Source organism: Stenotrophomonas sp. AGC87, from assembly GCF_057333975.1.
Genome location: NZ_JBHFHW010000033.1, coordinates 33,719 through 47,758 on the forward strand (window position 1 = coordinate 33,719; position 14,040 = coordinate 47,758).

15 protein-coding genes and 1 pseudogene are annotated in these 14,040 nt (G+C 68.1%); 10 read left to right on the plus strand and 6 right to left on the minus strand.

Features of this window, described 5'->3' with window-relative positions; all coding sequences use genetic code 11:
- The first annotated feature begins 18 nt into the window (after positions 1 to 18).
- Genes mlaD through ACE026_RS13645 form a run of 4 tightly spaced genes read left to right on the plus strand, consistent with a single transcriptional unit; the run spans position 19 to position 2,506 of the window.
- Complete coding sequence (gene mlaD, locus ACE026_RS13630) at positions 19 to 546, plus strand: outer membrane lipid asymmetry maintenance protein MlaD (protein WP_486039397.1); 528 nt, start codon at positions 19 to 21, stop codon at positions 544 to 546.
- Positions 543 to 1,205 carry an MlaC/ttg2D family ABC transporter substrate-binding protein gene (locus ACE026_RS13635; RefSeq protein WP_019183995.1) on the plus strand — a complete coding sequence of 221 codons (663 nt, stop codon included), beginning with the start codon at positions 543 to 545 and terminating at the stop codon, positions 1,203 to 1,205. Before mlaD ends, ACE026_RS13635 begins: the two co-directional genes overlap by 4 nt.
- Positions 1,195 to 1,506, plus strand: coding sequence for an STAS domain-containing protein (locus ACE026_RS13640; RefSeq protein WP_486039398.1), 312 nt, complete (start codon positions 1,195 to 1,197; stop codon positions 1,504 to 1,506). The genes ACE026_RS13635 and ACE026_RS13640 overlap by 11 nt, the downstream gene beginning before the upstream one ends.
- A 1-nt stretch (position 1,507) precedes the next feature.
- Positions 1,508 to 2,506, plus strand: coding sequence for an MlaA family lipoprotein (locus tag ACE026_RS13645; protein WP_486039399.1), 999 nt, complete (start codon positions 1,508 to 1,510; stop codon positions 2,504 to 2,506).
- A gap of 57 nt (positions 2,507 to 2,563) precedes the next feature.
- Here ACE026_RS13645 and ACE026_RS13650 read toward each other — a convergent pair whose 3' ends face one another.
- The 4 genes from ACE026_RS13650 to ACE026_RS13665 all read right to left on the minus strand — a co-directional run bounded on the left by ACE026_RS13650 (position 2,564) and on the right by ACE026_RS13665 (position 6,251).
- Complete coding sequence (locus tag ACE026_RS13650) at positions 2,564 to 3,124, minus strand: glutathione peroxidase (protein WP_088435249.1); 561 nt, start codon at positions 3,122 to 3,124, stop codon at positions 2,564 to 2,566.
- A gap of 56 nt (positions 3,125 to 3,180) precedes the next feature.
- Positions 3,181 to 3,537 carry a hypothetical protein gene (locus tag ACE026_RS13655; RefSeq protein WP_486039400.1) on the minus strand — a complete coding sequence of 119 codons (357 nt, stop codon included), beginning with the start codon at positions 3,535 to 3,537 and terminating at the stop codon, positions 3,181 to 3,183.
- A gap of 85 nt (positions 3,538 to 3,622) precedes the next feature.
- Positions 3,623 to 5,206 carry a DNA recombination protein RmuC gene (locus ACE026_RS13660; RefSeq protein ID WP_486039401.1) on the minus strand — a complete coding sequence of 528 codons (1,584 nt, stop codon included), beginning with the start codon at positions 5,204 to 5,206 and terminating at the stop codon, positions 3,623 to 3,625.
- 37 nt (positions 5,207 to 5,243) lie between these two features.
- A complete protein-coding gene (locus tag ACE026_RS13665) occupies positions 5,244 to 6,251 on the minus strand; it encodes a zinc-binding alcohol dehydrogenase family protein (RefSeq protein ID WP_123730931.1) in 1,008 nt (335 codons plus the stop codon).
- Between the two features lie 90 nt (positions 6,252 to 6,341).
- Between ACE026_RS13665 and ACE026_RS13670 the strand changes: the two are divergent.
- The 3 genes and pseudogenes from ACE026_RS13670 to ACE026_RS13680 all read left to right on the plus strand — a co-directional run.
- A pseudogene (locus ACE026_RS13670) lies at positions 6,342 to 7,309 on the plus strand (LysR family transcriptional regulator); the annotation flags it as partial.
- Between the two features lie 17 nt (positions 7,310 to 7,326).
- The gene (leuE, locus tag ACE026_RS13675; RefSeq protein WP_486039402.1) at positions 7,327 to 7,953 is read left to right on the plus strand and encodes a leucine efflux protein LeuE; all 627 of its coding nucleotides are present in this window, start codon (positions 7,327 to 7,329) and stop codon (positions 7,951 to 7,953) included.
- Between the two features lie 185 nt (positions 7,954 to 8,138).
- Entirely contained in the window at positions 8,139 to 8,495 is a 357-nt protein-coding gene (locus ACE026_RS13680; RefSeq protein ID WP_486039403.1) for a hypothetical protein, read from the plus strand.
- Between the two features lie 10 nt (positions 8,496 to 8,505).
- Here ACE026_RS13680 and ACE026_RS13685 read toward each other — a convergent pair whose 3' ends face one another.
- Positions 8,506 to 9,405 carry a LysR family transcriptional regulator gene (locus tag ACE026_RS13685; protein WP_486039404.1) on the minus strand — a complete coding sequence of 300 codons (900 nt, stop codon included), beginning with the start codon at positions 9,403 to 9,405 and terminating at the stop codon, positions 8,506 to 8,508.
- A 102-nt stretch (positions 9,406 to 9,507) separates the two neighbouring features.
- Between ACE026_RS13685 and ACE026_RS13690 the strand changes: the two genes are divergently transcribed.
- The 3 genes from ACE026_RS13690 (at position 9,508) to ACE026_RS13700 (ending at position 12,574) form a co-directional block, all read left to right on the plus strand.
- The gene (locus tag ACE026_RS13690) at positions 9,508 to 10,503 is read left to right on the plus strand and encodes an aldo/keto reductase (protein ID WP_486039405.1); all 996 of its coding nucleotides are present in this window, start codon (positions 9,508 to 9,510) and stop codon (positions 10,501 to 10,503) included.
- A gap of 101 nt (positions 10,504 to 10,604) precedes the next feature.
- Entirely contained in the window at positions 10,605 to 11,015 is a 411-nt protein-coding gene (locus ACE026_RS13695) for a hypothetical protein (RefSeq protein ID WP_486039406.1), read from the plus strand.
- Positions 11,016 to 11,161: 146 nt separating this feature from the next.
- The gene (locus ACE026_RS13700) at positions 11,162 to 12,574 is read left to right on the plus strand and encodes an amino acid permease (protein ID WP_486039407.1); all 1,413 of its coding nucleotides are present in this window, start codon (positions 11,162 to 11,164) and stop codon (positions 12,572 to 12,574) included.
- Positions 12,575 to 12,698: 124 nt separating this feature from the next.
- On the opposite strand, the gene ACE026_RS13705 is transcribed toward ACE026_RS13700, so the two are convergent.
- Positions 12,699 to 13,949, minus strand: coding sequence for a dipeptidase (locus tag ACE026_RS13705; protein ID WP_486039408.1), 1,251 nt, complete (start codon positions 13,947 to 13,949; stop codon positions 12,699 to 12,701).
- Between the last annotated feature and the right edge of the window lie 91 nt (positions 13,950 to 14,040).

Here is a 14,040-nt window from a genome sequence, read left to right on the forward strand (position 1 = left end):
AGAACAGTGAGATATCCCATGGCCATCCGCGGTCCCAGACTCGAATTTTCCGTCGGCGCGTTCCTGCTGCTGGCGCTGGCCTCGCTGCTGGTGCTGGCCGTGGCCTCTACCAATCAACGGTGGGGCACCGGCGGCAGCGGCTACGAACTCAAGGCGCGCTTCACCCAGATCGGCCAGCTGCGCAAGCAGGCCCCGGTCAAGATCGGCGGCGTCACCATCGGCCAGGTCTCGGGCATCGAACTGGATCCCCAGAAGTTCGACTCGATCGTGACCCTCAAGCTCGACGGCAAGTTCAAGGATCTGCCCGCCGATACCTCGGCCGGCATCTTCACCAGCGGTTTGCTCGGCGAGAGCTATATCGGACTGCAGCCAGGCGGAGATCCGGACGTACTCAAGTCCGGCGACGAGATCGTCTTCACCCAGCCGGCGGTGGACCTGCTGCAGCTGGTCGGCAAGTACATGTTCAGCGGTCCGGCCAACACCGGTGGCGCTGACTCCCACGATGTCAACGGCGCGCCCGCGCCTGCAACGGAACCGCAACCATGAAAAAGACCCTGATCCCGGCGCTGCTGGCCTCGGCCCTGCTCGCCGCTACGCCCTCGCTCTCCTTCGCCCAGGCCGCCCCGGCAGCCGCTGCCGCCCAGCAGGGCCAGGCCAGCAAGGCCGTGATGGACGCCAGCACCCGCATCCTGACCTCGCTGCAGCAGCGCCGCACCGAGTTCCGGGCCAACCCGGCCGTGCTGCGTGACTTCATCAACAGCGAACTCAACAAGACCTTCGACCGCGACTACGCCGCCCGTCTGGTGCTGGGCGTACACGGCCGCGGCGCGTCCGATGCCGACGTCAAGCTGTTCGCCGATGCGATGGCCGACAATCTGATGCAGCGCTACGGTTCGGCGCTGCTCGAGATCCAGGGCAAGCCGACCTTCCGCCTGAAGAGCGAGTCGCCGCTGCCGGGCAACCGCGGCGTGCGCGTATCCACCGAGCTGATCCGCGCCGGCAACGAGCCGACCCCGGTCGACTACCTGATGCGCAACGTCAACGGCCAGTGGAAGATCTTCGATGTGATGATCGAAGGCATCTCCTACGTGCAGACCTTCAAGACCCAGTTCGACGCCCCGCTGCGCCAGAAGTCGATCCAGCAGGTGGCCACCGAACTGCGCAACGGCAGCATGCAGGCCGGGCAGGCCCCGCGTGGCAAGTAACAGCGCCAGCGTGCAGCGCAACGGCAGCTCGCTGGTGTTCAGCGGGCCGCTCGACCGCGCGGCGGTGACGGCCCTGTGGCCCTCGCTGACCGCGCTGGACGGCGTGCAGCAGGTGGATCTGGCGGCGGTGAGCCGGCTCGACAGCGCCGGTCTGGCGCTGCTGGCAGAGCTGGCTGCACGCCTGCGCGCAAACGGGATAACGCCGACGATCGTCGGCAGCCCGGACGGTTTCACCGACCTCAGTGCCGCCTACCGGCTGGCACCCACCCTGGATTTCCATGCCCTTTCTGCGGCGAGCTGACATGAACGTCATACGCACCCTCCCCCTCCTTGTGCTGGCGCTGGCCTTGAGCGCCTGTGCCGGCAAGCCGGCACGCGACAGCGCACCGGTCAGCGTCGAGGTCGCCCCGGCGGCGGCACCGGCTGCCGATGTGGCCAACACCGATGCGGTACCGGCCGAGGCCGGCGCCGACACGGCCACCGAAGCAACGCAGGCCAGCACCGATCCGGCGGCCGCACCGGTCACCGGCAGCACCGCGCCGACCAATGCCGAGGACGACTTCGCCGCGCTGTACGGTGGTCCGGCCCCGACCGCGGACGGCACCGAGCCCACCCGCACTCCGTACGATCCGTGGGAACCGTTCAACCGCAAGGTGCACAGCTTCAACAACGTGGTCGACCGGGCGGTCGCACGCCCGCTGGCGGTGGCCTACACCAACGTGGTGCCGCGCTTCGCCCGCACCGGCGTGAGCAACTTCTTCAGCAACCTGCGCGCACCGGTGACGATCACCAACCAGCTGCTGCAGGGCCGTCCGGACGACGCCTGGGACAGCCTGGGCCGCTTCCTGATGAACTCCACGCTGGGTATCGGCGGTCTGTTCGATCCGGCCAGCAGGGCGATGGTGCCGCGTCGCAAGGAAGACTTCGGTCAGACCCTGGGCACCTGGGGCTGGCGCCGTTCGCGCTACGTGGAACTGCCGTTCTTCGGCCCGCGTACCGTGCGTGACGTGTTCGGCCTGGCCGGCGACATGCCGCTCTCGCCGATCCGCACGATCGACGACGACAAGATCCGCATCGGCCTGCAGGGCCTGCAGCTGGTGGACATGCGTTCGCAGCTGCTGGCGGTGGACGACATGCGCGACAACGCCGTGGATGAATACTCGCTGGTCCGTGATGCGTGGCTGCAGCGCCGCAACTACCAGATCGAGAACGACCTGCGTGGCAAGCATGCGCGCGGCAAGGACGATCCGGATGCGCCGATTCCGGTCGATGCGATGCCGATGCCGAACTGGGGTAACTGAGCCCCGACGAAAAAGCCCCGCCGAAGCGGGGCTTTTTTTTGTTTCCGGGGCCGCTGATCAGGCCGCCAGCGCGGCGTCGATCGCGGCCACCAGGCGGGCATCGTCGGCCGGCACATCCGGGGCGAAGCGTGCGATGACCTGGCCGTCGCGGCCGATCAGGAACTTCTCGAAGTTCCACAGCACGCCGGGGGCGGCGTTGACCACCAGCTCCGGATACTTGGCCACCGCGCCCTGCAGCTTTTCGCGCATCGGGCCTTCGCCGGTGGCGGCCGGCTGCGCGGCGGTCAGCTGCTGGTACAGCGGATGGGTGTCCTCACCGGCCACGCTGATCTTGGCGAACATCGGGAAGCTGACGTTGTATTCCAGCTGGCAGAACTGCTGGATGTCCGCTTCACTGCCCGGCTCCTGGGCCAGGAAGTTGTTGGCCGGGAAGCCCAGCACTTCCAGGCCGGCGGCCTGCTTGTCGGCGTACAGCGCCTGCAGGCCTTCGTACTGCGGGGTCAGGCCACACTTGGAGGCGACGTTGACCACCAGCAGCACTTTGCCGCGGTAGTCGGCCAGCGAGGTCGGCTGGCCTTCGATGGTGGTCACGGGGATGTCGTAGACGGTCTGGCTCACTTCGGGTTCCTTGCGTTGCATCGGGGGAGGCACAGCATAGCCGTGCCGTGGGAAGGTCAGTCGACGCAGATCGTGCCCAGGGTCACGCCGCCATCGATGCGCTGGCGGCAGCCGAAGTTCTGGCTGACATCACGCTGGCAGACACCGCGCGTGGCCGTTCCCGGCGCGACATCGCTGGTGGCCAAGCACTGGCCACTGCAGTCAGCCTTGGCGCTGCAGACCTTGCCGGCATCGGCGTAGGGCACTACGCACTGCACGCGCTGCAGGCGACCCAGCGGCTGCAGGCTGCCACCGGCGGCAGTGCATTCGGCGGCGCTGGGCGTGGCGGGTGTGGCCGCAGTGGTATCGGCGGCCGGTGTGCTGCTGCACCCGGCCAGGGCGAACAGGAGGGACAGCATCAGGGGCAGGCGCATGGACGGTTCCTTGAACGATGGGAGAAGGCGGGCAAAAGACGTGCCACGCAGCATGCGCGATCGCGTGCATGCGCGGCGTCGGCGCTTAGTCCTGCAGCGGGCTGGCTTCGTCGCCGGCGACGTCCTCGTCCTCACCGCTCATGTCGCCAAGCAGGTCCTGGGTCTGTTCACTGCCCAGCGTTTCCACGCTGCGCAGGCGCCGCTCGATGGTGCGGGTCTTGCGGCTGGCTTCGCCGAGGCTGCGGCCGACCGTGGTGATCTGCTTCTCGGCTTTTTCCAGGATGCCGGCGAACTTGCCGAACTCGCTCTTGACCGCACCGAGCAGACCCCACACTTCACTGGAGCGCTGTTCAATGGCCAGCGTGCGGAAGCCCATCTGCAGGCTGTTGAGCAACGCGGTCACGGTGGTCGGGCCGGCCACCACCACGCGATGGTCGCGCTGCAGCAGGTCGATCAGGCCAGGGCGGCGGATCACTTCGGCGTACAGGCTTTCAGTAGGCAGGAACATCACCGCGAAATCAGTGGTGTGCGGCGGGGCGATGTACTTGTCGCAGATCGATTTGGCCTGGATGCGGATGGCGCGCTCGAGCTGCGCGCCCTGCACGCGCACGCCCTCGACGTCGCCCTGCTCCTGCGCATCGAGCAGGCGCTCGTAATCCTCGCGCGGGAACTTGGAATCGATCGGCAGCCACACCGGGGTGTCCTCATGGCCGCGGCCCGGCAACCGCACGGCGATATCGACGATCTCGTTGCTGTCCGGGCGCACTTTGACGCCGCGCGCGTACTGCTCCTGGGTGAGCGTCTGCTCGAGGATGTTGTCCAGCTGCACTTCACCCCAGCTGCCGCGGTTCTTGACGTTGGTCAGCACGCGCTTGAGGGCGCCCACGCCGGTGGCCAGCTGCTGCATTTCGCCGAGGCCGCGCTGGACCTGCTCCAGGCGCTCGGAGACCAGCTGGAACGAAGCACCCAGGCGGGTCTCCAGAGTGGTCTGCAGCTTCTCGTCAACGGTCACGCGCATCTGGTCGAGCTTCTCGGCGTTGTCGCTCTGCAGGCTCTTGAGCTGCTGCTCGAGCGTGGCACGCATCTCGCCGATACGCTGCTCATTGCGCTGGGTCATCTCCTGCAGGCGCAGGCCCAGCGATTCGGCCAGGCGCTGCTGCGACTGACCGGTTTCCTCACGGCCCAGGCGCGCGTCTTCGGCCAGGGCCTGGCGCAGCGCGGCCATGTGGCTGTCGGTACGCGTGGTCAGTTCCACCAGCTGCTGGCCGAACGCTTCGATGCGCGCCTGCTGCTGTTGCCCGAACGCTTCCAGCTGCGCACGCACTTCCTGCATGCGCAGTGCCAGCAGGTCGCCGGTGCGCTGCTGGCTGAGCGTGCTTTCCTCGCGTGCCTTGCGCGCGTCTTCACCGAGCGCATCGCGCAGCAGGTCCAGGCGCTGGTCGGTGCGGGTGGAGAGATCGGTCAGCGCGCGCGCGAAACTTTCCAGCCGGGCGTCCTGCTGGCGGCCCAGGCCTTCGAGCTGCTCACGCAGTTCGCTGCGGCCGACCCGCGCTTCCTCGCGCAGGGTCTGTTCGAGGCCGCCGTTGCCGGAACGCCGCAGCAGCGCGAGCAGCTGCAGCACGAGGACGGCACACACCAGGCCGCCGAGAATGAGGAATTCGGTTTGCATGCGCCAAGTGTAGGCCGCGGCGGTCTCATTGGCTGCGTCAGAACCCTTCAAGCACGAGCTTGCCGCGCGCGCGGTGGCTCTCGATCAGGGCGTGCGCCTGGCGCAGGTTGGCGGCGTTGATGCGGCCGTAGTGCTCGCCCAGCGTGGTGCGCAGCACGCCGGCATCGATCAGCGCGGCGACGCGCTCGAGCAGCTCATGCTGGCGCTGCACATCGGGGGTGTTGAAGCTGGAGCGGGTGAACATCGATTCCCAGTGCAGGGACAGGCTCTTGCGCTTGAGCGCCATCACATCGAGCTGGCCGGGATCGTCGATCAGCGCCAGCTGACCCTGCGGGGCCAGCACGGCAACGATCTGGTCGTAGTGCTGGTCGGTATGGGTCAGGCTGGCCACATGGCTGACCTCGGCGATGCCCAGGCGCTGCAGGCCTTCGCTCAGCGGCTGGGTGTGGTCGATCACGTGGTGCGCGCCCAGCGCGTAGACCCAGTCCTGGGTATCCGGGCGCGAGGCGGTGCCGATCACGGTCAGGCGGGTCAGCTGGCGGGCCAGCTGCACCAGGATCGAGCCGACGCCACCGGCGGCACCGATCACCAGCAGGGTCTGCCCTTCGCCGCCGTTTTCCGCGATGCGCAGGCGATCGAACAGCAGCTCCCAGGCGGTGATCGCGGTCAGCGGCAACGCCGCGGCGGCGGCGTCATCCAGGCTGGCCGGCTTGTGGCCGACAATGCGCTCGTCCACCAGCTGGTACTCGGCGTTGCTGCCGGCGCGGCCGATCGCACCCGCGTAGAAGACCGCATCGCCGGGCTGGAACAGCGTCACCTCGTCGCCCACCGCATCCACGATGCCGACCGCGTCGAAGCCGAGCACGCGCGGCTCGGTGACCGCCACGCCGGTGCGGACCTTGGTATCGACCGGGTTCACCGAGATCGCACGGACTTCCACCCGCAGGTCGCGCGGGCCGGGGGTGGGGATCGGCAGGGTGATGTCCACCAGCGCGGCGGGGTCGCTGATCGGCAGGCCATGCTGGGTATAGGCGACGGCTTTCATCGGGGGAGATCCGTTGGGGAAGACGGACAGCCTGCGCTTCACGGCCGGGTGGAGAAAGGCGCAAAATCGGGCAGCACTTTCACTGCAGGAATGAAAATTGTCCGGTTCGATGACCTCGCCCTGTTCGTTCGCACCGCCGCGCTGGGCAGCTTTTCCAACGCCGCGCGCGAGGCCGATCTGCTGCCCGGCCAGGTCGCGGCGGCGGTGGCACGGCTGGAACGCGAGCTGGACCTGCGCCTGTTCGTACGCTCCACCCGCAGCCTGCGCCTGACCGCCGAGGGCGCGCTGTACCTGCCCTATGCGCAGGAGGTGCTGGCCGCGCTGCGCGAGGGCGAGGCCCGGGTGCGTGGCGAGGATGCCGAACTGCGCGGCACGCTGCAGGTGGCCGCACCCTCGGATCTGGGCCGCAACCTGCTGCTGCCATGGCTGACCGAGTTCCGCGCCGCGCACCCGAAGCTGCAGCTGCGCCTTCAGTTATCCGACCAGGTTGCCGATGTGTTCCGCGATCCGGTCGACATCGCCTTCCGCCTGGGCCGCTTCGACAACGCCAGCTATGTCGCTCTGCCCCTGCTGCCCGGCAACCGCCGGGTGCTGGCCGCGTCACCGGATTACCTGGCCCGGCACGGTGTGCCGGACAGCCTGGAGGCGCTGAAGGAGCACCACTGCCTGCTCTATCAACTCGCTGGGCGGGCCTATGACCGCTGGAGCTTCGAGGCCGATGGCCGGCGCACGGTGATCCCGGTGCGCGGCAACATGGTCTGCGACGATGCCGACGTGGTCCGCCGCTGGGCAGTGGCGGGGGAAGGCATCGTCTTCAAGTCGTGGCTGGATATCTGCGCCGATGTGCAGGCCGGGCGCCTGCAGGTGCTGCTGGACGGAGCCGGCGACAGCCTGCCGTTGAACCTGGTGTGCCCGCACCGCAAGCAGTTCTCGCCGGCGATCCGGCAGCTGCATGCGATGTTCGCGCAACGTCTGCAGCCGCTGCTTGCCGGGTTGCCGGCCGGCGCGCGCTGACGCTATCGCCCGGCGCGCGGCTGCCGGACAATGCCCCTCCCCCCGTAGTCGAGTCGCCGCCATGCCGTGGATGGGCATCCAGGATCTGTGGACCTTTGTTGCTGCCGTGCTGGTGTTCCTGGCACTGCCGGGCCCGGGCACCTTCACCCTGCTCACCGCCACCGGCCGCGGTGGGGTGCGCGGCGGGTACACGGCGCTGTTCGGCCTGCTGCTGGGCGACCAGATCCTGATGTGGCTGGCGGTGGCCGGCGTGGCGGCGCTGCTCAAGGCCAACCCGCTGGTGTTCCACGCGGTGCAGTACCTCGGCGCGGCGTACCTGGTGTGGATAGGCATCGGCCTGCTGCGCCAGCCGCGCGCCCAGGGCGAGGAAGGCGGCATCCGGCTCACGCCGGGTCACTACTTCCGCCAGGCGGTGCTGATCAACCTGCTCAACCCCAAGGCGATCATCTTCTACATGGCGTTCCTGCCATTGTTCATCGATCCGGCAAGGCACCAGGGCGTGGTGACGTTTGCGACCATGGCGCTGATCATCTTCGTCATGGGGCTGGCCTACTGCTCGGTGCTGATCGGGGTGGGCAACCTGCTGCGCCGTCGGATTCTGCAGCACCCGCGTGTCGGGCATTGGCTGAGGCGGGTGGCGGGGGTGTTCCTGGTCGGGTTCGGTGTGCGGCTGGGTGTGAGCGGCTGAGCCTTTGCCGGCAGGCGTGGTGCACGACGACAGCGCGCGTCGCGTTCGGCCACGGATAGGCAGCATCATCGCGACGCTCGGTTTTCATTCAAACATTGAGATTCCCCTGCGTACCGGCGAGGTGTCCAATCGGCGCCATCGTCCAACGTCGCCTCACCGGCGCGTGCGCAACACTGCGGGGACCCATGCCGCCACCTGTCTACTTCGTGCAGCACCTGAGCGGTCATGACGAGCGCCTGCTCGGCATGCACACCCGGCGCATCGATCTGGCCCATCCAGCCGTGACCCGCATCGTCGCGGGGCTTCAGCCGCTGGACCGGATCGATCTGCGTACGTGCCTGTTCGACTGCCACGCCAGCCTGGTGCTTGGCCTGCGCCATCGCATCGCCGAGGCCGAAGCGGCGGCGCAGGGCTGGCGTCTGTTCGATGCCGACGGCGTGTTGTGCTGCAAGCGCTTCCCGGGCGATGCGCAGGTGATCTATCCACAGGGTCATCCACCGCGGGCAGACTGGGCGCGCGCCCTGCTGCCCGGCACCGGCTGAGCCACACGGGTCAGCGCCGCATCGCCTCGCGCAGGTGATCGATGAACACACGCAGCTTGGGCGCCATCTGCTCACGTGCCGGGTAGTAGAGGTGGAAACCGGCGAACGGCTGCTGCCAGTCCTGCAGCACGCACTGCAGCCGGCCGGCCGCCACATCGCCGGCGTACAGCGCCTCGAACCCCTGGGCCAGGCCCATGCCCCGGGTCACGGCGGCATGGATCAGCCCGGCGTCGTTGAACACCAGCCGGCCCGCCACCTCCACCTCGAAATCGCGACCCTCGCCGGTGAACTCCCACGCCATCCGTCGGCCGGTGCTGAGCCGGTGCACGATGCACTCGTGCCCGACCAGGTCGGCCGGGGTAGCGGGCACGCCGTGCGTGGCCAGATAGTCCGGCGTGGCCACCACCACCTGGCGTTCCAGCGGCCCGATCGGCACCGCGATCATGCCGCGGGCGAGGCTTTCGCCCAAGCGGATGCCCGCGTCGAAGCCGCCGGCGACCAGATCGGTCAGCGCGGTTTCCACGAACAGCTCCACCTCGATCTGTGGATAACGCGCCAGGAAGCCGGGCAGGTGCGGCAGCACCAGCAGTTCGGCAGCGATCCGCGGCACGTTGATGCGCAGCTTGCCGGCGGGAACATCGCGCTGCTGGTCCAGGTCCTCGAAGGCGGCATCGATCCGGGCCAGGCCCTCGCGTATCTGCGCCAGGAAGCGCGCGCCCTGCTCGGTCAGGCCGACCCGGCGCGTGGTCCGCTGCAGCAGCCGCACGCCGAGACGGGCCTCCAGCGCGCGTACCGTCTGCGAGAGCGCCGAGGGCGATACGCCCAGCTCGTCCGCCGCCCGGGTGAAACTGGCATGGTGCGCGACGCGGGCGAAGGCGACCACGGCGGGCAGGGGATGCTGGGCACTCATTGTGAAGGCTGGCTTCAAGGACGATGCAGGAGCAGCCAGTTTATCCACATAGTCCGCAGGAGGATGCTGGTCCTGTTCCTTCCCTTCCCCCTGGAGTACCGCATGCAGACCCGTACCCTTGGCCGTGATGGCCCCACCGTTTCCGCGCTTGGCCTGGGTTGCATGGGCATGAGCGCCTTCTATGGCGGCCGCGGCAGCGATGCCGACGCGATCGCGGTCATCCACCGCGCGCTGGAGCGCGGCGTCACCCTGCTCGATACCGCCGACATGTACGGCCCGCACACCAACGAGGTGCTGGTCGGCAAGGCGATCGCCGACCGCCGCGACCAGGTGTTCCTCGCCACCAAGTTCGGGATCAAGCTGGAGCCGAGCGACACCGCCGCCCGCAGCGTCGATGGCCGCCCCGAGTACGTGATTGCCGCCTGCGAGGCCAGCCTGCAGCGGCTGGGCGTGGACCACATCGATTTGTACTACCAGCACCGCGTGGACGGCACGGTGCCGATCGAGGACACCGTGGGGGCGATGGCGCGGCTGGTCGAACAGGGCAAGGTGCGCTTCCTCGGCCTCTCCGAAGCCTCGGCCGGCACGATCCGCCGCGCCCATGCGGTGCATCCGATCACCGCGGTGCAGACCGAGTACTCGCTGTGGTCGCGCGATCCGGAAGACAACGGTGTGCTGGCGACGGTGCGCGAGCTCGGCATCGGCTTCGTGCCCTATTCGCCCCTTGGCCGTGGCTTCCTGACCGGCGCGATCCGCAGCCCGGCCGATTTCGACGCCGATGACTACCGCCGCCAATCGCCGCGCTTCCAGGGCGAGAACTTCGACCGCAACCTGGCCCTGGTGGATGCGGTGACCGCGATGGCCGCGACCAAGGGCGTGACGCCCGGGCAGCTGGCCCTGGCCTGGGTACTGGCACAGGGCGAAGACTTGGTGCCGATCCCGGGCACCAAGCGGCTGGCCTATCTGGAAGAGAACCTCGGCGCGTTGCAGGTGCAGCTCAGTGCCGACGAGCTGGCCCAAATCGATGCGATCTTCCCGGCCAATGCCGCCGCCGGCCCACGTTATGCCCCGGCGGCCATGGCGACGTTGAACCGCTGACGCCCACCGGCCGGATCGGGAGGCTCGATCCGGCCGATGCTGCCGGCAGCGTGCGCGGGGGAGGACAATGGCCCTCTTTCTCTCTGGATGGACCCCGCCCCATGCGCTGGCTCGCCCCGCTGTTGCTGCTGCTGGCCATCGCGCCGGCGCACGCCGATGAAATCCGCTGCCTGACCGGCGGCAGCCGCCAGCAGATCCACCTCGAATGGAAACTCCCCGAGAGCACCGCGGACGGTGAGCGGGTCAGCCATGTGCGTTACGCCGGCAAGACCGCGTGGTTGCGGCTGACTCTGGCCTCGCAGGAGAGCACGGTGCTGGCCGAGGATCGCCCGTGGCAGTTCGATACGGTGTGGGACGAGCACCTGGACGGCAAGGTCATCGGCCACTATGCGATCAGCTCGCAGGGCGCACGCATCTATGGCTTCTCTTACACCAACGCGCGTACGGGCAAGCAGACCGCGTTCGGTGAAGACTTCGGTGCGATCACCGACACCGGCTGCCACTGGGAATGAGCGTCCTGCCTTTGTGCCGGTTTCGTCACCTTCGCCTCAGTCATGCGGGCCGCGCAGCCGCTTACGACGCTTGGCAGTAGTAATGCTGCGCCGCGTTCGGTAAAACTCGCAGACTTGTCGTTCACAGTCATCCACCGCGAGGCCCCATGTCATTGCTCCGGCGCAAGTCCCTAGACACTGTCACCGTCCATGAAGCCGGCAGGCAACTGATCCCGACCCTGAGTTGGCCGCACCTGATCGCGCTGGGCATCGGCGCCATCGTCGGCACCGGCATCTACACCCTGATCGGTGTCGGCGCGAACCTGGCCGGCCCCGCGGTGCTGATTTCCTTCGCCATCGCCGGCGCGGTCTGCGCCTGCGCGGCCCTGTCCTACGCCGAGCTGTCGACGATGATGCCGGCCGCCGGCAGCGCCTACACCTACAGCTACACCGCCCTGGGCGAGGTGGTGGCCTGGGTGGTCGGCTGGAGCCTGATCCTGGAGTACTCGCTGGTGGTGAGTACGGTCGCGGTCGGGTGGTCCGGCTACGCGGTCGGCTTCCTGCACGGCTTCGGGATCGACCTGCCCTTGATGCTGACCGCCGGCCCCCACGTGGAAGGCGGCTTCATCAACCTGCCGGCGGTGCTGATCACCTTCCTGGTGGCCGGCATGCTGATGGCCGGCACCAAGGAAAGCGCGACCCTCAACGCGGTGCTGGTGGTGATCAAGATCATCGCGCTGACCGTGTTCGTGGCGATTGCCCTGCCGCACTTCGATACCGGCCACATGGAGCCGTTCATGCCGTTCGGCTTCGTCAAGTCGCTGGGCGCCGATGGTGTGGAACGCGGGGTAATGGCGGCCGCGGCGATCATCTTCTTCGCGTTCTACGGCTTCGATGCGATCTCCACCGCCGCTGAAGAAACCAAGAAGCCCGAGCGCGACCTGGCGATCGGTATCATCGGCTCGATGGTCGGTTGCACCATCATCTACGTGCTGGTGGCGCTGGCCGCCGTGGGTGCGATGAGCTACACGATCTTCGGCCAGAGCGCCGAGCCGCTGGCGCTGATCCTGCGCGAGCTGGGCAGCCCGGGTGCTGCAAAGTGGATCGGCGCAGCGGCGGTGATCGCGCTGCCGACCGTGCTGCTGGCCTTCCTGTATGGCCAGAGCCGCATCTTCTTCGTCATGTCGCGCGATGGCCTGCTGCCGCGTGGCCTGTCCAAGGTGAGCGCGCGCACCGGCACGCCGGTCGCCACCACGCTGTTCACCGCGGTGCTGGTTGCCGCGCTGGCCGGCGTGGCACGCCTGGACGAGATCGCCGCGCTGGCCAACGCGGGTACGCTGGCCGCGTTCACCGCGGTGGGCCTGTGCCTGGTGGTGCTGCGCAAGCGCGAACCCAACCGCGTGCGCAAGTTCCGCACGCCGCTGGCCTATGTGGTCGGCCCGCTGGCGGTGATCGGCTGCGTGTACCTGTTCTTCAGCCTGCCGAGCACCACGCAGTTGTACTTCCTGGCGTGGAACGTTCTGGGCCTGATCGCCTACTTCGCCTACGGGCGTCGCAATGCGGTGCTGGGCAAGGGCTGAGCTATCGCGCCGGCCACCGGCTGGCGATGACCGCGTGTGAAAAAGGCAGGCCCTGGGCCTGCCTTTTTCGTTGTTGGCGGCGGTGACGCCGCTCCGCCGGGCAGCGCGCGACGCGCCACCGGCCTCAGGACTTCGCGGCGGCGACCTTGGCCGCGTGATCCTGCGCCTGCTGCATGACGCGCAGCAGGTTGCCGCCCCAGATACCGGCGATCTGTTTCTCGCTGTAGCCCTTGCGCAGCAGCCACGCGGTGATCTTCGGCAGCTCGCTCACGTCGGGCAGATCGGCCAGGCCACCGCCGCCATCCCAGTCCAGCCCGATGCCCACGTGTTCGGGGCCGACCACGGTGAGGATGTGCTCGAAGTGGGCGAAGAAATCGTCGAGCGTGGCCTTGCGCAGCGGAATCCGCTGGTCGATTTCCTCCAACCCCTTCTTCAGCGCGACACCCTGCTGGATGCTCATGCCGTCGTAATCGGTGCCCAGCTGCGCCATCAGCGCCGTCTCGGCCGCCTTGCGGGCCTCGCTCTTGGCGGTATCGATCAGATAACCACCATAGGCGTTGACCTGGATCACGCCACCGGCCTTGGCCAGCTGTTTCAGGCGCGCATCGTCGAGATTGCGCGGATGGTTGTAGATCGCCTTGGCCGAGCTGTGCGAGAGCACGAACGGCACCGGCATGCGCTCGATCAGATCATCGAACACCGCATCGGCAGCATGCGACTGATCGATGACGATGCCCAGCCGCACCGCTTCATCCACCAGTGCTTTGCCGGCCGGACTCAGGCCCTTCCACTCGGCACCCTTGGGATCGGTAGCCGAATCGGCGAACTCGTTGTTGGCGAAGTGCACCGTGCTGAGCAGGCGCAGGCCGGCCAGGTGGTAGTAACTGAGCAGCGTGGGATCGTCGACCAGCGGGCTGGCGTTCTCCATGCTGATGTAGACCACGCGCTTGCCGGCGGCCTTGATGCGCGCGGCATCGGCGGCGGTCAGCGCGAGCTGGAAGGTGTCCGGATGCGCGGCGAGCATCTCGCGGATCTCGGTCAGCCGCAGCAGGCCGGCATCGCGGTCATGCTGGTGCGCTTGTGCGCTGCGGTCGCCCTGATCGGTGTAGATCGCCCAGAAGCCGCCATCCAGCGCGCCTTCGACCATGCGCGGGTAATCCACCTGCGACAGCGCGTTATGGTCGTGCCGCTGGGTGATGTCGAAGCCGTCGCGGTGGAAGTTGGCCGGCGTATCCAGATGGCTGTCCAGCGTCAGCAGCCGCTGCTGCAGCGCGGACGCCTTGGCCAGTTCCTGCGGGGTGAACGCGATCGCGTGGGCGGCCAGCGGCGTGCACAACGCCAGCGAGACCAGCAAAGACAGACTGCGCAACGTCATGACGCCTCACCTTGGTTGGGAAGCGTCAGACCATAGCGCCGAGAGGACAACAAACGGTAGTGGGGGGGGGGGGGGGGGGGGGGGGGGGGGG